Source organism: Kitasatospora sp. RG8 (assembly GCF_017813315.1).
GTDB lineage: Bacteria > Actinomycetota > Actinomycetes > Streptomycetales > Streptomycetaceae > Kitasatospora.
Window position 1 is genome coordinate 612,306 of the sequence record NZ_JAGIYX010000001.1, and the last position, 20,252, is coordinate 632,557.

Sequence of the window (20,252 nt, forward strand, 5' to 3'; positions counted from 1 at the left end):
GAAACTGTAACGCATGGCACCTGAGACGCAAGCGGGACCGGCCGGCGCCGCGTTGCCGCTCCCCCCGATGAAGTGGGACGCCTGGGGCGACCCGGCCCTCGCCAAGGAGCTGTCCGCCGACATCAAGGCCCTGCTGGCCGCAGCCCTCGGCGTCACCGGCGACGCGACCCCCGGCCCGTCCGCCGACGAGGTCGTACTGAGCCCCTCGCGGCTGGCCGAGGCCGACCTGAAGGCGCTCGCCGCCGTCGTCGGCGAGGCCCACGTGAGCGCCGCCGACGCGGACCGCCTCCCCCGGGCCGGCGGCAAGTCCACCCCCGACCTGCTCCGCCGGCGCAGCCGCGGACCGCAGGACGCGCCCGACGCTGTCGTACTGCCCGGCAGCGAGGACGAGATCACCGCGCTGCTCGCGCTCTGCGCCGAACGCCGGATCGCCGTCGTCCCGTTCGGCGGCGGCACCAGCGTGGTCGGCGGCCTCGACCCGGAGCGCGGCGCGTTCACCGCCGTGGTCTCGCTCGACCTGCGCCGCTTCGACCAGCTCCTCGACCTGGACGAGACGTCCGGCGAGGCCGTCCTCGGCGCGGGCCTGACCGGCCCGGCGGCCGAGGCCCTGCTCTCCGCCCGCGGCTTCGAACTCGGCCACTACCCGCAGAGCTTCCGCTTCGCCACCATCGGCGGCTTCGCGGCCACCCGCTCCTCCGGCCAGGACTCCGCCGGGTACGGGCGCTTCGACGAGATGGTGCGCGGCCTGCGCGTCGTCACCCCGGCCGGCGTGCTCGACCTCGGCCGCGCCCCCGCCTCCGCCGCCGGCCCCGACCTGCGCGAGCTGTTCCTCGGCTCGGAGGGCACCTTGGGCGTGATCACCGCCGTCCGGGTACGGGTGCACGCGGCACCCGCGGTGAAGGCGTACGAGGCCTGGTCCTTCCCGGACTTCGCGACCGGCGCGGCCGCCCTGCGCGCGGTCGAGCAGCAGGGCACCGGCCCGACCGTCATCCGGCTCTCCGACGAGGCCGAGACGATGGTCAACCTGGCGATGACGGAGAAGATCGGCGGCGAGCCGGCCGTCACCGGCTGCCTGGCGGTCACCGTCTTCGAGGGCACCGCCGACCAGGTCGCCACCCGTCACCAGCTCACCCGCGACGCCCTGCTCGCGGCCGGCGGCACCTCGCTCGGCGAGGCGCCCGCCCGGGCCTGGGAGCACGGCCGGTTCAACGCGCCGTACCTGCGGGACTCGCTGCTCGCCGCGGGCGCGCTCTGCGAGACGCTGGAGACGGCGACGGACTGGCGCCGGCTCGCCGACCTGCGCTTCGCCGTCACCTCCGCGCTGACCTCGGCGCTCCCCGGCGCACTCGTCCTCTGCCACATCTCGCACGTCTACCCGACCGGCGCCTCGCTCTACTTCACCGTCGTCGCCGCCCTCGGCGAGGACCCGCTCACCCAGTGGGCCGCCGCCAAGCGCGCCGCAGGTGACGCCATCGTCGCGGGCGGCGGCACCATCACCCACCACCACGCCGTCGGCGCCGACCACCGGCCCTGGATGGCCGACGAGATCGGCGAGTTGGGCGTCCGCATCCTGCGCGCGGTCAAGGCCGAACTCGACCCGGCGGGCATCCTCAACCCCGGCAAGCTGATCCCGTGAGCTGCCCTTGGGGCTCCCCCCGGCCGAAGCCGGGGGGAGCGCGAGTCGCCGGAAGGCGCGCGTGGGCTCATGCCCCTGCCGGGCCGAGGCCGACGGGAGCGCGGGTCTCCGGAAGGCGCGCGTGGGCTCGTGCCTCCGCCGAGTGCAGCGAGGTGGGCGCATGAGCGAGCGCAGCGAGCGAATCGTCGGAAGGCGCGCGTGGGCTCATGCCCCTGCCGAGTGCAGCGAGGTGGGCGCATGAGCGGGCCGGGAGGGGCCGTCCGCCGCGTCGTCCTCCTCACCAACCCCGCCGCGGCCGCCGGCCACGCCGAGCCGGCGGCGCGGCGCGCCACCGCCCGCCTGCGCGCCCTGGGCGTCGAGGTGGACGAGCAGGCGGGCACCTCGGCGGAGGAGTCCCTCCGCCTGGCCCGAGCCGCCGTCGCCTCCGGTTCCTGCGACGCGCTGGTGGTCGTCGGCGGGGACGGCATGATCAACCTCGGTCTCCAGGCCGCGGCCGGCAGTGACGTGCCGCTCGGCGTCGTCCCGGCCGGTACCGGAAACGACCACGCCCGCGCGTACAACCTGCCTCGCGACGCACCCGAGGCCGCCGCCGACGTCGTCGCCGCGGGGCACACCCGGTCCGTGGACCTCGGGCGCGTCACTGCTTCGGACGGGTCGTCGCACTGGTTCGGCTCCGTGCTGGCCAGCGGCTTCGACTCGCTCGTCAGCGACCGCACCAACCGGCTCCGCTGGCCGCGCGGCCGGATGCGCTACAACCTGGCCATCCTGGTCGAGTTCGCCAACCTCCGGCCCCTCCCCTTCCGCGTCACCCTCGCCGACGGCACCGTCATCGAACGCGACCTGACGCTGGCCGCCGTCGGCAACACCAGCAGCTACGGCGGCGGCATGCTCATCTGCCCGTCCGCCGACCCCGCCGACGGCCTCCTCGACCTCACCCTCGTGTCCGCGATGCCCAGGCTGCGGATCGCGCGCTTCTTCCCGACCCTCTTCAAGGGGACGCACGTGGAGCGCCCCGAGGTCACCACCCACCGCACGGCCTCGCTGCGGATCGAGTCGCCGGGCATCACGGCCTACGCGGACGGCGAGTTCATGGCCGCGCTGCCGGTCGACGTCACCGTCGTCCCGGGCGCGCTCCACCTGCTCGCCCCGGCCTGACCGCGGACCGGTGTGGGCCCCGTCGGAGGATCTCCGGCGGGGCCTTCGCCGCCTTCGCGACCGGTCAGCCGAACAGCAGGTCGTGCAGCGTCACCAGGAACATGCCGGCACCGACGGCCGTGAACCCGCATCCGACGATCTTCTGGACGACCACGACCGCCCGGTCCGTCCGTTCCCGGCCGGAGACCTTGTCGCTCACCCGCCTGAGGGCAGCAGGCGTACTCGCCTGAGCCCGTTGCCGGTGCCACGTCGCGAAGCCCCGGAAGTCGGTGACGATCCCCCAGCCCAGCGCCGCCACCAGCAGGGCGAAGACCAGGGCAGCGATCCGCCCTGTCGTGCCCATCTCCCCCGCGGGACCTCCCGCCACGGCAACCGCCGCCACCCTCTGATGCACTGCGCCTCCCCCGGTACCAATGACGGACACCACCATGCCAGAGCGCGGGCGCCCACCCCACGGCCGCAGCCCCGCACTCTCCGCCTCCCGGCGACGAGCCGGCCGGACGGCCGGACGGCCGATCCTGCACAGGAAGTCGGACCGGCCGACTTCCTGTGCAGGGTCGCTCACCGTTCCTGGGGCGAGGGGACGCGCACGGACGCCATGCCGGCGGCGGTCGCGGCCTGGATGCCCAGATCGGTGTCCTCGAACACCAGGCAGTCCCGCGGATCGACGCCGAGCCGCTCGGCCGCGAGCAGGAAGGCCTCCGGGTCGGGCTTGGCCCTCGCGTAGTCGCCCGCGCAGACCAGCAGGTCGAAGCTGTCGAGCAGCCCGAGGGTGGTCAACGACGCCGTGACGGACTCCCGGGTGCTGCCGGAGACCACGGCGCTCGGCAGCCGCCCGTGCGCGTACTCGACGTGGGCCCGGATCCCGGGAACGGCCTTGAGCTGCGGCAACAGCTCGCCGTAGAGGTCCTCCTTCCGGCGGGCGACGGCGTCCACCGGCATCGCCAGCCCCTGCTCCTCGTTGAGCGAGGCGATGATGTCGGCGACGGTCCGCCCGCCCCAGGCGTAGAAGAGGTCCTCGGGGAAGGTGCAGTGCCACTCGTCGAGCGCCTGCTTCCAGGCCCGGTAGTGCAGCGGCATGGAGTCGGCGACGGTGCCGTCGCAGTCGAACAGGTAGGCCCGGAACTCGCCCGGCGGCAGCGGGATGATCATCGGATCAGGGTATCCCTCGGCCGTTTCCCGGCCCGCGGGCCGCCCGATTGTCAGTAGACTTCGGCCTCGACTTCGTCCATTTCCAGGCCACTTGGGGGGCGCCATGGACGTGCACATTTCGGTGACCGGTGAGCAGACCGCCGGGGAGGCCGAGTCGCTCGCGGACTGGCTGCGGGGGGAGCCGGGGCTCGCGGGCGTCAGGCTGACCGGCGCGGTGCCGGCAGCGGGCGAGCTCGGCTCGGTGGCGGACCTCGTGACCGTCGCGGTCGGCGCCGGCGGCGCCGTCTCGGTACTGGCCGCGTCCCTGCGCACCTGGTTCGCCCAGCCCAAGCGGAGCGACGTCCGGTTGAAGATCCGCCGACCCGGCGGCGAGACGGTCGAGTTCGACGCCAAGCGGGTCCGTGGCCAGGACCTGGAGGCCATCCTGCGCCAGGTGCTGGACGGCGGCGCGTCCGAGCAGGAGTGACGTGCGCCTTCCGGATCCCCAGCGGTCCCGGATCGTCCTGATCGGTGCCGGAAGCTACACCGACCAGGACCTTCCCGACCTCGACACCGTCCGGCGGACGATCACCGACCTCGCCGCGGTGTTCACCGACCCGGCGCACGGCCTCGTCCCCGAGCACCACTGTGCGGTCCTGCTGGACGACGGCGACATCCGCACCGTCGGCCGGCGGCTGCGCGCCGCCGCGCAGGAGGCCGAGGACCTCCTGCTGGTCTACTACGCCGGGCACGGCCTCGTCGCCGGACGCCGCCACGACCTCTACCTCGCCCTGCCCGACAGCGAGTTCGAGGCGCCGGAGTTCGGCTCGCTGGAGTACGACAAGCTGCGCAGCGCCGTCCTCGACAGCCGGGCCGCCGCCAAACTCATCGTCCTCGACTGCTGCTTCTCCGGCCGGGTCGTCACCGACTCGATGGCGGGCGGTGCGGGTGAACAGCTCAACCGCCTGGAAGTGGAGGGCACTTACGTCCTCACCTCCGCCCAGCGTGACCAGGTCGCCCTCTCCCTGCCCGGCGAGGACTACACCGCCTTCTCCGGACGGCTGCTCCGGCTGCTCCGGGAAGGCGTGGTCGGCGGCCCCGAACTCCTCACCGTCGACGACCTCTACCGGCGGCTCTCCGCCACCATGACCGCGGAAGGCCTTCCCGTCCCGCTCAACCGCGCCACCCGGACGGCCAGCCTGATCGCCCTCGGCACCAACCGCGCGTACGCGGCGGCGGCCGGGCCGGACCTGCGGAAGCGGGTGAGAGCCGCCGTCGAGCAGGGCAAGTCCGGTGACTGGCACGGTGCTTCGGAGGAGCTGCGCCGTATCCTCGACGAGCAGACCCGCATCCTCGGCGCCGACCACGAGGACACCCTCCGCAGCCGTCAGTGGCTCGCCCACAGCCTCGGCGGCGCCGGCGACCCGGCCGAGGCCGCGCGCATGCTGCGCCCGCTCCTCGCGGACCACACCCACCTGCTCGGCCCCGACCACAGGGACACCCTGCGCAGCCGGCAGTTCCTCGCCGTCAACCTCGGGGAGGCCGGCCACCGGGAGGAGGCCGTCGCCATCCTGCGCATCCTGCTCGCCGACCGCAGCCGGGTCCTCGGCTCCGAGAACCCGCAGACCCTGCGGACGCGACACCTGCTCGCGCGCAACCTGGCACTGACCGGTGCGGTGGACGAAGCACGCGCGCTGCTGAGGCAGTTGGTGGACGAGCGGGAACGAATCCTGGGAGCCGGGCACGAGCACGCGGAACGGGCCCGGACGGATCTGGCGGGGCTGGGCCCGGAGGGGGGTGAGCGGTGACCGACTTCGAGAAGTACACCGATCGCGCGCGGCGGGTGGTGAACCTGGCCCAGGACGAGGCCCGGATGCTCAACCACAACTACCTCGGCACCGAACACCTGCTGCTCGGCCTGCTGCACGAGGGCGAAGGGGTCGCCGCAGTGGTGCTCGGCCGTCTCGGGGTCACGCTCGGAGCAGCCCGCGAGCAGGTCGCAGACTTCATCGGCCTCGGGCAAGTGCCTCCGACCGGCCACCTCCCCTTTACCCCGCGCGCAAGGAAGCTCCTGCAGCCACTGGCCTTCGACGAGGCCAGGACGCTCGGCCACGTGTACGTCGGGACCGAGCACCTCCTGCTGGCCCTGACCCAGGACAGCAGAGGCGTCGCTGCCCAGATCCTCACGGACCGGTTCGGCATCCCGCTCGCCCGGATCCGGCACGACGTGCCCGCCATCCTGTCCGGGTCCGATCCGGAGCCGTTCGTGCCGGACGCACCAGCTCTACCGCCCAAGCCGCATCGGCCGCCCCTCACGCACCGGCCACTCCTGGGCGAGCTCGCCCGCGACCTCGGCCGGGAAGCCGCCGGCCAGGAGCTCTTCCCCGTCGTCGGCCGGACGGCGGAGATCGAGCGGATCGCCCAGGTGCTCTCCCGGCGGCAGCGGAACGTCCCCCTGCTGGTCGGCGACCCCGGCGTGGGAAAGGCGAGCGTGGTCGCCGGACTGGCCCACGCCGTCGCGGCGGGCACCGCACCGGCCGTCGTCGCCGGCCGGAAGGTCTACTCGCTCGACGTCGGCGCGCTGTTCACCGATCCCCAGCACCATGGCCGGTTCGCCGAGTTGATGTCCGGCCTGCTCGCCGAGCTCCAGCAGGGTGACGGTGGCGGTCTCGTCCTCTTCCTCGACAACGCGCTCACCGTCCTGCACACCTCCGACGGCCGGGCGGAGGCGCTCGCCTTCTTCCGGCCGGTGCTGCGCAGCCCCGGGGTCTCGGTCATCGCGGCCTGCACCGCGTCCGAGTTCCGCCGCCGGGATCCGGACCCGGGCCTCGACGAGTTCCTCCAAGCGCTGGAGATCGGCGAGCTCTCCGCCGACGAGGTGCAGGAGGTCCTCGCCCACATGCGTTCCCGCCTGGAGCAGCACCACGGCGTCGCGATCACCGACGAGGCGCTCCGGGCCGCGGCCGAGCTGGCCCGCGACCACCTGCCCGGTCAGGCCCTGCCCGGCTCGGCGATCGACCTGCTCGACCAGGCGAGCGCCGTGGCAGGGAGCCGGCGGGTCGTCGAGCACGCCGACCCGGTCGCCGCGGAGTTCGAGCAGCGGCTCACCGAACGCCGGGGCCACCTGGACTCGGCGACGGCCTCGCAGGACCTCGTGCTCGCAGGCCACTACGCGGAGGAGGTCGAACGCCTGACCGCTGCTCTCGCCGAACACCGCCGCCGCACCGCGCCGGAGGGGCCGCAGGGCCGGCTCGTCACCGCCGCCGAGGTGACCGAAGCCCTCACCACCTACGCCGGTGTCCCGGACACCCCCGCACCCCGCACCCCGGCCCGCCCCGCACGCGGCGGCCCCCACGACCCCTCGGTCTGGTCGATGAGTTGAGCGCGTGCTCACTGCGCAGGAAGTCGGCGGGAGCGACTTCCTGCGCAGTGGACGAAATGCCGGCGCGTGCCGGGGTCGGCCCCGGTACCGTGCCGCTGTGCCCAGCCCCCCCGCCCACTGCCGCGCCCATGGCGCCGGCCTCGATCCCGCCTCCCTCATCGGCCGGCGGCTGACCGGCGTCGTCGCGGCGTGGCACGTGTACGAGGAACGGCTCGATCCCCTGCCGGTGGAGGTCTGGCTGCTCGACGACCTGGGCGGGGCGATCCGCGTGGCGAGTGGGACGGACTGGTGCCTGGAGTTGGAGCCGTCCGCACCGTACGAGGGCTACGACATGGGCGACTGGGGACGCTTCGAGGTCACCGCGGCGGACGACGCGACGCCGTTCGCCCGCCACCTCGGCGAGACCGTGCTCGGCGCGCGGGAGGAGTACGAGCGGCTCACCGGCCGGATCGCCGTCGAACTGGACTTCGCCTCGGGCACCGTCCGCTGCGCGAGCGAGGACGGTGTCCTGCACCTGCGGACCGGCGAGCGCTAGAGGTGGTCCGGCTCACCACCGCCGCTGGCGCGCCAACGCGCCCTGGAGCCGGCGGACCTCGGCGACGAGGCGGGGTACGTCCGAGCGGGCGGACGCGATGAACTCCAGGTCGGCGTGGAGTTCCGGGTGCCGCGAGCCCAGTTCGGCGTTCCCGACGTACCGGCGGACGTATATCTCGTCGTCCGGGTCCGCGTCGGGCCGCACCTGGATGAAGCTCTCCCCGCCGATCCCCTGGCCTTCCAGGTGGGCCTTCCACGGGCCCGGGGCGGCCGCGGCGGCCCGCCGTTCGATCGCGGTCAACTCGTCATCGGTCAAAGGACCTTCGGCAGTCATACCGTGATCATCCCGTCACGGCCCGCGGCTGTCCACGGGGTCCGGCCGCTCCGGCCGCGGTGCCGGGGGGCGGGGGCCGACGGCCCGGGGCCGGCGCAGGAGGTGCGGGATTCGGGGCCGGGCACGCAGCGGCATACGGCGTGCAGCGACGAACCCCCGGGCCGATCGGATCGGCCCGGGGGTTCGTGGCGTGCGGACGAGCGCTCAGCTCTTCGGCGAGGCCGAGGGCAGGGCGCCGCTCAGCAGCGGCCACTCGCGGTGGAAGGGCGGGAGCGGGAGCTTGCCCTCGATGATCGGGGTGCCGAAGACCTTCAGGTGGGCGGTGAGCGCACCGTTCAGGTCGACGCCGCCCAGCAGTGCCCAACTGCCCTGGAGCTGCGGCGAACCGCCCGGGACGTCGACGGCCAGCGAGCCGTCGGCCTGCGCCCGCAGGTAGGGGGCGACGGTCGCCTCGACGCCGACGGTGTCGTAGAGGCCGACGCTGACCTCGGCGGCGAGTGCGGCCCGGACGGCGGCCTTGCCGGAGACCCGGACGTGGACCGGGGAGACCTTGGTGTCGGCCGCGTCGGTGCCGGAGGTCCAGCCACGGCCGCCGGTGTAGTCGGCGTGGACGGCCCAGTTACCGGTGATCTCCTGCTCGGCCTCGACGTGGACCTTGCCGTCGGCGCCGATCTCCAGGTAGCAGGTCAGCCCGAGGTTGACCACGACCGGCAGGCCGGCCACCGTGACGACCGGGCTGGCCTGGAGCTTGGCGAACGGCAGGCGGATCGGCGCGGAGCCGGTGCTGCGGGCGAGATCGCCGCTGACCTTCCACTGCGCGTGGGCGCCCAGGTCGAAGCCGATGGACGCGGTGCGCGGGCTGCCGGCGCCCGCGCCGTGGTAGGCGAAGTGCAGGGCGGGGTGCAGCTGGAGCGAGGCGGAGGCCGCCGCGCTCAGGCCGTCTGGCAGCGGGATCGGCGCGTTGACGTCGACCTCCAGGGTGCCGGAGGCGTCGGCCTTGGTGGTGCCGTTCTCGCGGGCGACGGTCGCCTTGAGGTCCTTGACCAGCGGCGTCACCTTGATCGCGTTCGGGTCGACGGGCACCTTGCCGTCGGCCTCACTGCTGCCGAGCAGTTCGGAGAGGGTCGCGGGCCGCGTGGCCACGGTGACGGCCCCGCCGCCGGCCGACTTCACGGCCGTCACGGCGACCAGTGCGCCCTGCGGCGCGGCCTCGGTGGGCGGGCTGGCGAGGAGCTGGCCGGGCTTGACGGCCTCGGCGGGGGTGGCCGCGGCGGTCGGGGTGGCGGACGCGCCGGCGGACGGACCGGCGGACGGACCGGTCGGCGCGGCGGCCGAGAGAACCGCCGTGCCCGCGGCCGGGTCGTACGCGGTGACCTTGAGGTTGCCGGCCTCCGGGGCGACGGCCGCACCGTCCTTGCCGGGCGCACCGATGGCGGCCTGCTGCGCGCCCGGCTGGGCGGCCGCGACCGGCAGCGTGGCGGCCTCCGCCGGCCGGCCGGCCGAAGGCGTCGCGGTCTGGCCGCCGGCACCGGCCCGGGGCGAGCCGGACGGCCGTGCGGCCGGTCCGGCCGTCTTCGCGTGACCGGCCGGGTTGGCGGGGGTCGCCGGGGCGGACGTGGCCGCCGGAGCGGCGTTGCCGACGGCCTCCATGTCGACCGGGGCGGCCTGCTGCGTGCCCGAGGTCGGGCCGCACGCAGCGACACCGAGCAGCAACAGCGATACGAGGGCAGGGCGGACCGCCGTGCCGAGGGGACTCTTCAACGAAGCTCTTTCGAAGTGGCGGACGCCCGTACGGGCGCCCGGGACCAGTGGCTTCAGCGGCGGCCCGAACGGCCGCGCCCGCGCTATGTTACTGACGGGAAACAAGCTTGTCGAAGACATGCAAACGGTGAACAAATGGTCAAGGAACCATCAATTCCCTGCCATGAAAGACAAGTTGACCGACTTCACTGAAAGGCCACCAGACCTTCGGCGGGTGCCTCCGGCGCACCATTCCGCCGACCGGCGGGCCACCACCCCCGCCGGTCGGCCGGGTCATTCCCCGCCGGGAATTGTTCCCATCACCTGCCCACCGCAGGATGAGTGCTGTCCGGGCACACCGCCGACACAGCGCGAGGAGCACACCATGACCACCACCGCCACCACCCCCACCGCACAGGACATCGCCGACCGCTACATCGCCCTCTGGATCGAGCCGGACCCTGCGGCGCGCCGCAGGGCGATCGAGCTGGCCTGGGCGGAGGGCGGCGTGCACCTGCTCCAGCCTCCGGTGGAAATCCGCGAGCGGGCCGCCGAGTTGGGGTTCGACGACACCGTGCTGGAGGCTTCCGGGTACGACGCCATCGAGACCCGGGTCGCCCGCAGCTACCAGGAGTTCGTCGCCGCCGGGGAGTTCACCTTCCGGGCCCGGGGCAACGCGACCCGGCTGCGCAACATGCTCACGTTCAACTGGGAGATGGTGCCCGCCGCCGGCGGCGAGGCGCTCGGCAGCGGGCTGGAGGTGCTGGTGCTGGACGAGGAGGACCGGATCACGGCCGACTACATGTTCCCCGGCGCCTGAGCCCCGTCGGCCGCCGGACCGGCCACCACCGAACCGACCGCCGAACCGACCGCCGAACCGGCCGCCACCGGACCGGCCACCGGGCCTCCCTCCGCCCGCAGCGCCGCCGCCGTCGCCTCGTCCGCCGGGAGGAAGGCCTCCAGCTTCAGCTCGGCGAGCGTGATGTCGACGGCGGTCGCGAAGGTGGTGACCGTCGTCATCAGGTGCAGGTCACCTCGCGAGGTGCGCAGGTGGAGCGGCACTGCGAAGCCGAGATGGTCGGCCCCGACGGAACCGAACTCTGGTACGTACGAGGCGAGTTCGGCGTGCAGCTCACCGAGGTGGGCCGTCCGCTCCACGATGTGGCGGGCCCAGGCGGCGAAGTTGAGGATGCGCGGGGCCAGGCCGTCGGGGTGGAGGGCGAGACGGTAGGCGTTGGTCCCGGGGCCGACCAGTTCGGGGGCGGCACCCTCGGTGATCAGGTCGAGGGCCGCGTTGGCGGCGACCACGGTGCCCTGCCGGTCCACCACCAGGGCGGGGTAGGGCAGGTGGCCGGCGAGGATGTGGTCGATGGCGGTGCGGACGGGGGCGAGGTCGGGGCTGTCGAGCGCGCTCTCGCGGTACGCGGGGGCGTAACCGGCCGACAGCAGCAGCTCGTTGCGCTCGCGCAGCGGAAGGTCGAGCGACTCGGCGAGGCGGACGACCATGCCCCGCCCCGGCACCGAGCGGCCGGACTCGATGAAGCTGAGGTGCCGCTGGGTGGTGCCCGCGCGGGTGGCGAGGTCGAGTTGGCTGATGCGGCTGCGGGTGCGGCGCTCACGGAGCGTCTGGGGAAAGTCCACGTGCCAGTTGTAGCCGGTGCGGCGGAGTACCGGCCATTCCCCCAAGGGAATTGTGACGACATCCGCCACCGGCGACGCTCTCCGGCATGGACATCGGTGTACTTCTCCCGACCGGCAGGGCCCAGTGGGGCACCGCCGGCGACCCGCGCGAGCTGATCGCCTTCGCCCGGGAGGCCGAGGAGTCGGGCTACTCCTCGCTCTTCGCCAACGACTCGCTGCTCAGCCCGCGCATCGAGACGCTCACCATGCTGGCCGCGCTCGCCCCGGTCACCTCGCGGGTGACCCTCGGTACCGGCGCCCTCCTGCCGTTCCTGCGCCGGCCGGTCCAGGCCGCACAGGCGCTGGCCTCGATCGATCTGCTCTCCGGCGGACGGCTGGCCGTCGCGGTCGGGGCTGGCTTCCCGGGACGGTTCGGACGGCCGCTGTACGAGCTGTCGGAGGTGCCCTGGGCGCGCCGGTTCGCGCGGCTGGACGAGACGGTGGCGCTGTGGCGGGCCCTGTGGAACGGGGAGACCTCCTTCCACGGCGAGTTCCACGACCTCGCCGCGATCCCGGCCGCGACGGCCCCCTTCCGCCCGGGCGGCCCGCCGGTCTGGCTCGGCGGCGCGACCCCGGCCGCGCTCGCCCGCACCGGGCGGCTCTACGACGGTTGGCTGCCGTACCCACCGGACCCTGCCGACTACCGCTCCGGACTCGCGGAGGTCCACCGGGCCGCGGCCGACGCCGGGCGCCGGGCGTCGGACGTCACCGCGGCGCTCTTCGTCTCGGTCCGCATCGACGAGAGCGTGGCGGGCGGCCGCGAGGCGATGGACGCCTACGCGCACGCCAACTACGGAATGCCACTCGCCGAGTTGGAGAAGATCCAGGCAGTGGTCACCGGCACCCCGGAAGACGTCCTCGCCGGGCTCGCCCGCTACCGCGACGCGGGCGCGCGCCACGTCGTCGTCCGGCTCGGCGCGCTCGACCTGCCGTCCCAGCGCGAGCAGCTCCGGCGGCTCACCGCCCTGCTGCCCGGACTGGCGTGACGCCGCCGCCCGAACCGGTGTGACATCACATCAGATCCCGCGCTTCGCCTCCACCGTGCCGTCCTCGATGGCGGCCAGCAGCGCGGCGTGGTCGGTCTCCGTCTGGTCGGCGTAGTGGACGGCGAAGTCGGCGATCGCCTCCGCGAAGGTGTCGGCGCCGCCGAGGTAGCCGGCGACGGCGAGGCGGTCGCCGGAACGGGCGTGGGCGCGGGCCAGGGCGCGGCCGCAGAGGTCGGCGTAGGCGCGCAGGCCCGACGCCGTCATGCCGGAGACGTCGGCCGAACCCTTCATGTCGCGCAGCTGGCGGCCGTAGAAGTGGACGCCGGCCGGGCCGGTGGTCCAGCCGAGGAAGATGTCGCTGGCCGCCTGCATCAGGTGCTGGCCGGTCACGACGCGGCGGCCGCCGTGGAAGACCGGCGCCTCGGCGGGCGGGCGGCCTTCGGGCAGGTGCTCCTCCAGGACGGACCGGCCGGCCTCCTTGAGCTGGAGGAAGAGCGGGTCCTGCTCGTCGCGGCCCTCCAGCAGGACGATGAAGCAGCGGGTGCCGACGCTGCCGACGCCGACCACCTTGCGGGCCGCGTCGACGAAGTGGAAGCGGTCGAGCAGGACGCGGCGGTCCTCGGCCAGGCTGGCCCGGTAGTCGCTGAAGATCTTGCCGACCCGGCGGAGCTCGTTCCCGGGGAGCGGCTCGATCAGCGGCGGCTCGGTGATGATCCGGCGGCGGCCGTCCTCCCCCACCTCGGTGAGCTTGCCGAAGGCGTGCATGCTGGTCCGGCGGCGGGCCTTCGCGAGGTTGGCCTCGACCTGCTTGCGGCTCTTGGCCTTGCGCACCAGCGGGAGGATGTCGTCGGTGTCGATCCGGGCGTACCAGACGTCGAGCTCGCCCAGCGCGGCCAGTTTGCGCATGGCCGTGGCGTACCCCTGGGCGGCGGTGAACGCGGCCCGGCGGACCTGGTCCGCGTCGTGGCCGTTGCCGCGGCCGGCCACGGCCACACTGGCGGCCAGCCGTTTGACGTCCCACTCGAACGGGCCGGGGTAGGTCTCGTCGAAGTCGTTGAGGTCGAAGAGCAGTGCGCGCTCCGGTGATGCGTACACCCCGAAGTTCAACAGGTGCGCGTCACCGCAGAGCTGGACGGTGATGCCGGTGTCGGGGCCGGCCGCGAGGTCGGCGGCCATGACGGCGGCCGCGCCGCGCAGGAAGGCGAAGGCGGACTCGGCCATCCTCCCGTAGCGGATCGGCAGCAGCTCGGCGACCCGGCCGACGCCCTGCCGCTCCAGCACGGCGACCGGGTCGGGGCGGTCGGCGGCGGGGATCCAGAGGCCGTGGGCGGCGCGCGAGACCCGGGCGCGGGCGGCCCGGCCGCGGCGGCGGCGTTCGGCGGGAGTGGTCATGCACGGCTCCTCGGTCTCGTACGCGGCCACGCGGCCACGCGGCCGCCCGGCCGGCGCCGCGGACCCGGGTGCGGCTTCCCCGGCCGGTGGGCGGGCATCTCCCTGCGACGCTAGGTCACCCGCCGGGGCCCGGCACGTCGAGGCGCGGGCAGGCCTGCGGCACGCCCACCCGCGCTCGGCCGAACAGGTGAAGTCCGGGGGACTTCGGCGCCTCACTCGACGACGAAGTCCGCCATCATCGCCATGTCCTCGTGCTCCAGGTTGTGGCAGTGCAGCATGTACGCCCCCGGGTAGTCCGTGAAGCGGACCAGCACCTCCACTGCCTCCGTCGGCCGCAGGTCGACGGTGTCCTTCCAGCCGGCGTCGTACGGGCCCGGCTCCCGGCGGTTGCGGGACAGCACCTGGAAGTGGTCCAGGTGGAGGTGGACGGGGTGGTGGAGGTCGGTGAAGAACCGCCAGATCTCGGTGGTGCCGAGGGCGGGACGGGCGAGGGCGCGGCCGGGCACGTAGGGCCTGCCGTTGATGGTCCAGCCGTCGTTGCGGCTGCGGCGGAACCCGAAGGTGCGGGTGGTCGCGGCGGCGGCGGGGTCGAGCCGTTCGAAGGCGGCGAGCCGCTCGGGCACGGCCGAGTCGTCCTGGACCGGCCGGGAGGAGACGTCGAACCGCATCACCTCGGCGGTCCGCTCGCTGCCGAGCCGGTTCATCAGGCGGACGGACGTCCCGGGCGGGTAGCGGGAGAAGTCGACGACGAGGTCGAAGCGCTCGGCCGGGGCGATCTCGACGGCGTCGTGCGCGACCGGGGCCTCCAGCAGGCCGCCGTCGCCGCCGATCTGGACCAGCGCGTCGCCGCCGGCGGGCTGCGGGTCGAGCTCCAGGCGGTAGAGGCGGGCGTTGGAGGCGTTCAGCAGGCGCAGCCGGTAGCGGGCGCGGTCCACGTCCAGCCGGGGCCAGGGCGCGCCGTTGACCAGGAGGACGTCGCCGAGCACGCCGTTCATGTACTCGTCGGTGACGCCCGGGACGGTGAGCGCCGCCGGGTCGATCGCCGGGTAGCGGAGGGAGCCGTCCTCGGCGAAGGCGCGGTCGGCGAGCATCAGCGGGAGGTCGCGGTCGCCGCGCGGCAGCGGCAGGGCGTCCTCCTCGTCGTCGTGGACGAGGTGGAACCCGGAGAGGCCTCGCCAGATGCCGGGGCCGGTGAAGCCCATCCGGTGGTCGTGGTACCAGAGCGTGGCCGCGCGCTGCCTGCCGGGATAGGTGTAGGTGCGGTCGCCGTTGGTGGTCCGGGCCAGGGCGAGGGCGGCGCCGTGCTCCATCCCCTCCATCCCCTCCATCCCCTCCATCCCCGCCCTCCCGGCCATGCCCGCCATGCCCGCCATGGCGGCGTGCCCCTTCGCGTCGCCCGAACCGCCCGACGCCGTCGGCAGGATCAGGTCGATCGGGTAGCCGTCGCTGTCCGCCGGGGTGTGCCCGCCGTGCAGGTGGACCACCGACGGGACGGGCAGCTCGTTGCGGTGGCGCACCACCGTCTCCCGGCCGGCCCGGACGGCCAGCGTCGGGCCGGGGTAGCTGCCGCCGTACGTCCACGACTCGGTGCGCAGGCCGGGCAGGATCTCCAGCCGGGCGACCTGCTGGGTGATCTCGTAGTAGTCGGTGCTGCCGTCGCTGCGCACCGGCCGCAGGACCGGCGGCAGCGGCAGCGGCACCTGGAACGCCTCCGGCAGCTCCACCGCGCTGCTCAGCAGAAGGCCCGGCTGTCCCTCGGTCAGCAGGCGGGCGGCGGCCGGGACGGCGAACGCCCCCAGCGCGCCCGCGCCGACCGCGGCCGCGCCGATGCCCAGGAACCGTCGGCGGTTCACGGGGCCACCCCCACGTGCCCTCCCGGCCGGGGTAGCAGGCCGGCACCGTCGGCGTCTTCGGGGCCGCCCGCTCCGGCGGGGGCGGGCGGGCGAACCGGCAGCGGCTGCCGCCAGGCGCCGACCAGGGCGAACAGGGTGCCGCTGACCAGCAGCACGCCGAGCACCACGTGCAGGCCCAGCGCGCGGTTGTAGCCGAGGCCGATCTGCAGCATCACCGCGGCCGTCAGCAGCGCCGAGACGCCGAGCGGCCAGCGCGGGCCGCGGCCGGGCCACCGGACCAGCACTCCCGCCACCAGCTGGCAGACCGCGACGGCGGCCAGCGCCGTCGCGCCCGCCGCGTGCATCGCCAGTGCCTCGTAGTGGCCGTTGAGGAAGCCGGCGGCGAGCACGGTCTGCAGGAGGGCCAGGACGGCCGGCGCGGTGGCGGTCGCCCGCAGCAGGATCAGCGGCCAACGGGGGGCGGGGGCCACGGGAGGACTGCTCATGGAGGGCTTCTCTCTGCTCGGCCGGGGCGGCGGGGGCGGGGCACCGGAGACGGGCCTGCGGAACGGCACACGGAAGGGGCGGACGGAACGGCCCGGCGAAACGGGCTGAAGGAACGGGCTGTAGGAGGGACGGACGGAGGGACCGGGCGGAGGGAACGGGAAACGCCCCCGGAGGCGGCTCGGCCCCGGACGGCGCGGCGGCGAGCGTAGCTGATCCGACATCACGATCAGCGCACCTGAACGGTGTTGATGCCCGCAGCCACCCCCTTGCGCCGTTCCGGGGCCCGTTTCTCACCCGAACGGGCGGTACGCCGTGGTCGCGCACCGCCCGTTGGTCCGTGAGCCCGCAGCGGCCCGCAGGCCACCCCGGGTGCCCGCTACTGCTTGCCGCCGCCCGCCGTCACCGGGCGGGTCCGGAGCAGTGCGCGGGCCGGCAGACCGGTCGCGCCGAGGCAGAGCAGCACGGCACCCGCGGCCAGCGGCAGGGCGGTGCCGGCCGGGACGTGCGGGGCGGCGCCGGCGATGCCCCGGGTGATCGGGACCAGCGTGATCCAGGCGATCACCCCGCCGACCGCCAGACCGGTCGCGGCGACCAGCAACGCCTCCCAGCGCATCATGCCGCGCACCTGCCGCCGGGTCGTCCCGGCCAGGCGCAGCAGCGCCACCTCGCGGCGCCGGTCCAGCACCGTCATCACCAGGGTGTTGGCGGCGGTGACGGCCGCGAAGCCGCCCAGCACGCCGGCCATCACGGTGTTAGCCCAGGCGCTGATCTCCTGGGCCCGGTCGACCTGCGCGGCGTACCCGGCCCGGTCGGTGACGGTGACGCCGCCGGCCCCGGTGGGACCGGCCGTCGCCGCCAGCCCGGCGGCGACGGCGGCCCGGTCGGCGCCGGGCGTGTCCGCGACCAGCACCTGGCTGTCGTACCCGGCCGTGACGTGCGCCGCGACGGCCGCCCGCGGCAGCAGCACCTGGCCGAAGCCGAGGCCGCGTTCGTAGGTGGCGACCACCGTCGGCCGGACCGGGGTGCCGTCGCCGAGCCAGAGCGGGGCCCGGTCGCCGACCTTCACGCCGAGGTTGTCGGCGAGCGCGGCGTCCAGGGCGACGGTGTCGGCCGAACGGCCGAGGTCGGCGAGCGAGCCGCTCCGCACCCCGAGGTCGAGGACCCGGGTCAGCTTCGCCGGGTCGCCGTTGACGCCGAGGGCGGTGGCGGTGGCCGGCATGTCGCCGGCGCGGTAGACGGCGCCGGTGCGCAGCACGCCGACGGCCGCCTCCACACCGGGCACCCCGGCCGCCCGCGCGGCGGTGGCGGCGGGCAGGCCCGGACCGACCGGGCCGACCACGTGGTCGGCGGTGATGCCGGTGCGCACCTGCTCGCCGGTGACGTGGCGGACGGTGCTCTGCATGAAGAGCAGGGTGCCGCAGAAGGCGGTGACCATGACGATCGGCGTGATCGCGGAGGCCAGCCGGCGGGCGTTGGCCCGGGTGTTGTCGGCGGCCAGCGAGCCGGGCGCGCCGGCGGCCGCCCGCAGCGGAGCGCCGAGCACCCCGGCGGCGGCCCGGGCCACCCAGGGGCCGAGCAGCGCGACGGCCATCAGGAAGCACATCACCACGCCGAGCGCGGTGTTGGCGGCGTTCATCCCGTCCAGGCCGGTGGCGACGGCGGCCAGCGCGACGCCCCCGGCGGTGAGGAGCAGCCCGGCTACGGTCCGCACCTTGCCGGGCCGGGCGGGCTCGACGGCCGCCGCCCCGAGCGCCTGCCCCGGTCGCAGCCGGGCCGGCCCGCGGGCGGCGAGGAATCCGGCGGCCAGCGCGGCGAGCGTGCAGGTGGCGACGGAGGCGAGCATCGGCAGCGGGCCGACGGAGAGCGCGACGCCCCCGGGAACGGCGCCGCGGGAGGCCATCTCGCCGAACCACCAGCGGGCCAGGGCCAGTCCGGGCAGGATTCCGAGCGCGCCGGCGACGGGCGCGACCAGCACCGCCTCGGTGGCGATGGTGCGGCGGATCTGGCGCGGGGTGGCGCCGATCGCGCGGAGCAGGGCGAACTCGCGGGCGCGCTGACCGGTGGCCAGGGCGACGGTGCTCATCACGGCGAAGACGGCGGTCATGGTGGCGATGCCGCCGAAGGAGCCGCCGAGCGCGGTCAGCATGGTGCGGCTCTCGTTCAGCGCGGGCTGTTCGACGGCGCCGCGGGCGTCGCCGGTGAACACCGTCGCAGCGCCGCCGACGGCCTGGCGGACCTGGTCGGCGAGCGTCCTGCGGTCCACGCCGTCGCGGGGCTGGACGGCGATCGCGTCCACCGTTCCCGGGTGGCCGGAGAGCCGGTCGGCGACGGCGTCGGCGAACCAGGCCTGCGGGCCGCCGCCCGGCGTCGCCGCGAGGCCGGAGACCCGGTACGTGCCGGTGCCGCCGGGCGCGGTGAGCGTCACGGTGGCGCCCGGCGCGAGGTGGGCGGCGCGGGCGGTGTCGGCGTCGAGGACGACCTCGCCGGTGCCGGGGGCGCGGCCCTCGGCCGGCCGCTCGTCCGGGCCGGCGATGCCGAGCGAGGCGAAGCCGCGGCCGGTCAGGCCGGTCAGGCCGGGCAGGCCGCCGGTGGCGCCCGCGGGGACGGGGAAGGCGGTGTCCGGACGGGCCGACGCGACGCCCGGCAGGGCGGCGATCCGCCCGGCCAGGGCCGCGTCCACCCGGGCCCGCTCGGGCACGGCCTGCTTCGTGGTCTCGGTCCCGTCGGCGACCTTGCGGGTGACCGACACGTGCGGGTCGGCCGCGACCACCACCGGGGTCTGCGCGTAGCGCACCGGCGCCACGCTCGCGGTGAGGCCGGTCTGCAGCAGGGTGCCGCAGGCCGTGATGACGGCCGCGCCGAACAGCAGGGCGATGAAGGTGCCCGCGAACGACGCGGGCCGGAAGCGCACCGAGGCGCGCGCCAGTCCGTTGCTCATGCGGCCACCCCCACCGGGCGCGCGGTCAGCCTGACCATCCGGTCCGCGACGGCCTGCGGGTCCGGGTGGTGCAGCTCGCCCGCGAGCGCGCCGTCGGCCAGGAAGAGCACGCGGTCGGTGAAGGAGGCGGCGACCGGGTCGTGGGTCACCATGACAACGGTCGCGCCCATGGTGTCCACGGCGTTCCGCAGCAGGCCGAGCACCTCGTGCGCGGTCCGGGTGTCCAGCGCGCCGGTCGGCTCGTCGGCGAAGACCACGTCCGGGCCGGTGATCAGCGCGCGGGCGATCGCGACGCGCTGCTGCTGACCGCCGGAGAGCTGCCCGGGCCGACGCCCGGCGTGCTCGCCGAGGCCGACCTGGGCCAGCAGCTCCCGCGCCCTGCCCCGGTCCTGGCGCTCGCCGGCCAGTCGCTGCGGCAGCAGCACGTTCTGCAGCACCGTCAGCGAGGGCAGCAGGTTGAAGGACTGGAAGACGAAGCCGATCCGGCTGCGGCGCAGTTTGGTGAGCCGGTTCTCGCTCAGCCGGGTGATCTCCTCGCCGCCCAGGTACACCTCGCCGCCGTCCGGGCGGTCCAGGCCCGCCGCGCACTGCAGGAAGGTGCTCTTGCCGGAGCCGGACGGCCCCATGACCGCGGTGAAGGTGCCGCGCTCCAGCGCCAGGTCGACGCCGCGCAGGGCGTGCACCGCCTCGGCGCCGCGCCCGTAACTGCGTCGGACCGCCCGCAGTTCGATCGCGGCGTGGGCGGGGCGCCCGTACTGCTCGGTCTGCCCGGTGTGCTCGGTCGGGCGGCGGTCGCGGCGGGGTGCCATGGTGGGCCTTCCTTAGGGAATCGTCGCTGGTCATCGACGTGTTCCAGCCTAGGAAGGCCTTCCGGGAGCCACCATGGAGGCCACTGGCGGACGCGGGGTGGGGTTTTCCCCACCCTCGCCCGCCCTTTCGGGCCGGATCCCGCGGGGTCGGGCATCCGCAGGCCGGGTCTGCGCACGGGTTCGGGCCGCTGCCGGG

General features: G+C 75.0%; 18 protein-coding genes. 8 read left to right on the plus strand and 10 right to left on the minus strand.

The window, feature by feature from the left end:
• Nucleotides 1-13 precede the first annotated feature (13 nt).
• Together J5Y04_RS02630 and J5Y04_RS02635 are read left to right on the plus strand one after the other, a co-directional pair.
• A complete protein-coding gene (locus J5Y04_RS02630; RefSeq protein ID WP_245203984.1) occupies nt 14-1,636 on the plus strand; it encodes an FAD-binding oxidoreductase in 1,623 nt (540 codons plus the stop codon).
• 237 nt (nt 1,637-1,873) lie between these two features.
• The gene (locus tag J5Y04_RS02635) at nt 1,874-2,791 is read left to right on the plus strand and encodes a diacylglycerol kinase (RefSeq protein ID WP_209409782.1); all 918 of its coding nucleotides are present in this window, start codon (nt 1,874-1,876) and stop codon (nt 2,789-2,791) included.
• A gap of 64 nt (nt 2,792-2,855) precedes the next feature.
• Here J5Y04_RS02635 and J5Y04_RS02640 read toward each other — a convergent pair whose 3' ends face one another.
• Together J5Y04_RS02640 and J5Y04_RS02645 are read right to left on the minus strand one after the other, a co-directional pair.
• Nucleotides 2,856-3,134, minus strand: coding sequence for a hypothetical protein (locus tag J5Y04_RS02640; RefSeq protein ID WP_209409784.1), 279 nt, complete (start codon nt 3,132-3,134; stop codon nt 2,856-2,858).
• Between the two features lie 218 nt (nt 3,135-3,352).
• Nucleotides 3,353-3,943: an HAD family phosphatase gene (locus J5Y04_RS02645; protein ID WP_209409793.1), complete on the minus strand. Its 591-nt coding sequence runs from the start codon at nt 3,941-3,943 to the stop codon at nt 3,353-3,355.
• A 103-nt stretch (nt 3,944-4,046) separates the two neighbouring features.
• Between J5Y04_RS02645 and J5Y04_RS02650 the strand changes: the two genes are divergently transcribed.
• From J5Y04_RS02650 to J5Y04_RS02665, 4 genes are all read left to right on the plus strand, one after another.
• Nucleotides 4,047-4,409 carry a hypothetical protein gene (locus tag J5Y04_RS02650; RefSeq protein WP_209409795.1) on the plus strand — a complete coding sequence of 121 codons (363 nt, stop codon included), beginning with the start codon at nt 4,047-4,049 and terminating at the stop codon, nt 4,407-4,409.
• 1 nt (nt 4,410) lies between these two features.
• Nucleotides 4,411-5,730: a tetratricopeptide repeat protein gene (locus J5Y04_RS02655; RefSeq protein ID WP_209409797.1), complete on the plus strand. Its 1,320-nt coding sequence runs from the start codon at nt 4,411-4,413 to the stop codon at nt 5,728-5,730.
• Nucleotides 5,727-7,304: a Clp protease N-terminal domain-containing protein gene (locus J5Y04_RS02660; RefSeq protein WP_209409799.1), complete on the plus strand. Its 1,578-nt coding sequence runs from the start codon at nt 5,727-5,729 to the stop codon at nt 7,302-7,304. Before J5Y04_RS02655 ends, J5Y04_RS02660 begins: the two co-directional genes overlap by 4 nt.
• A gap of 97 nt (nt 7,305-7,401) precedes the next feature.
• Nucleotides 7,402-7,839: a hypothetical protein gene (locus J5Y04_RS02665; RefSeq protein WP_209409801.1), complete on the plus strand. Its 438-nt coding sequence runs from the start codon at nt 7,402-7,404 to the stop codon at nt 7,837-7,839.
• Between the two features lie 12 nt (nt 7,840-7,851).
• Here J5Y04_RS02665 and J5Y04_RS02670 read toward each other — a convergent pair whose 3' ends face one another.
• Both J5Y04_RS02670 and J5Y04_RS02675 read right to left on the minus strand, forming a co-directional pair.
• Nucleotides 7,852-8,172, minus strand: a complete 321-nt coding sequence (locus tag J5Y04_RS02670; protein WP_209409803.1) for a hypothetical protein — start codon at nt 8,170-8,172, stop codon at nt 7,852-7,854.
• 204 nt (nt 8,173-8,376) lie between these two features.
• The gene (locus tag J5Y04_RS02675; protein WP_209409806.1) at nt 8,377-9,933 is read right to left on the minus strand and encodes a hypothetical protein; all 1,557 of its coding nucleotides are present in this window, start codon (nt 9,931-9,933) and stop codon (nt 8,377-8,379) included.
• 364 nt (nt 9,934-10,297) lie between these two features.
• Here J5Y04_RS02675 and J5Y04_RS02680 point away from each other — a divergent pair, with 364 nt between their 5' ends.
• Nucleotides 10,298-10,732 carry a hypothetical protein gene (locus J5Y04_RS02680; protein WP_209409814.1) on the plus strand — a complete coding sequence of 145 codons (435 nt, stop codon included), beginning with the start codon at nt 10,298-10,300 and terminating at the stop codon, nt 10,730-10,732.
• Here J5Y04_RS02680 and J5Y04_RS02685 read toward each other — a convergent pair.
• Nucleotides 10,711-11,553: a helix-turn-helix domain-containing protein gene (locus J5Y04_RS02685; RefSeq protein WP_209409816.1), complete on the minus strand. Its 843-nt coding sequence runs from the start codon at nt 11,551-11,553 to the stop codon at nt 10,711-10,713. The two genes, J5Y04_RS02680 and J5Y04_RS02685, sit on opposite strands and share 22 nt — an antisense overlap.
• An 86-nt stretch (nt 11,554-11,639) precedes the next feature.
• Between J5Y04_RS02685 and J5Y04_RS02690 the strand changes: the two genes are divergently transcribed.
• On the plus strand, nt 11,640-12,578 hold the full coding sequence (locus J5Y04_RS02690) for an LLM class flavin-dependent oxidoreductase (RefSeq protein ID WP_209409818.1): 939 nt from the start codon (nt 11,640-11,642) through the stop codon (nt 12,576-12,578).
• Nucleotides 12,579-12,608: 30 nt separating this feature from the next.
• Here J5Y04_RS02690 and J5Y04_RS02695 read toward each other — a convergent pair whose 3' ends face one another.
• From J5Y04_RS02695 to J5Y04_RS02715, 5 genes are all read right to left on the minus strand, one after another.
• Nucleotides 12,609-13,970, minus strand: coding sequence for a DUF2252 domain-containing protein (locus tag J5Y04_RS02695; RefSeq protein ID WP_209409820.1), 1,362 nt, complete (start codon nt 13,968-13,970; stop codon nt 12,609-12,611).
• 212 nt (nt 13,971-14,182) lie between these two features.
• Nucleotides 14,183-15,823 carry a multicopper oxidase family protein gene (locus J5Y04_RS02700; RefSeq protein ID WP_209409822.1) on the minus strand — a complete coding sequence of 547 codons (1,641 nt, stop codon included), beginning with the start codon at nt 15,821-15,823 and terminating at the stop codon, nt 14,183-14,185.
• Nucleotides 15,820-16,308 (minus strand): hypothetical protein, encoded by a 489-nt coding sequence (locus J5Y04_RS02705; RefSeq protein WP_209409824.1) that lies wholly within the window; start codon nt 16,306-16,308, stop codon nt 15,820-15,822. The genes J5Y04_RS02700 and J5Y04_RS02705 overlap by 4 nt, the downstream gene beginning before the upstream one ends.
• A 377-nt stretch (nt 16,309-16,685) precedes the next feature.
• Nucleotides 16,686-19,247 carry an FtsX-like permease family protein gene (locus tag J5Y04_RS02710; protein ID WP_209409826.1) on the minus strand — a complete coding sequence of 854 codons (2,562 nt, stop codon included), beginning with the start codon at nt 19,245-19,247 and terminating at the stop codon, nt 16,686-16,688.
• Nucleotides 19,244-20,056, minus strand: coding sequence for an ABC transporter ATP-binding protein (locus J5Y04_RS02715; protein WP_209409827.1), 813 nt, complete (start codon nt 20,054-20,056; stop codon nt 19,244-19,246). The genes J5Y04_RS02710 and J5Y04_RS02715 overlap by 4 nt, the downstream gene beginning before the upstream one ends.
• Nucleotides 20,057-20,252: the final 196 nt, after the last annotated feature.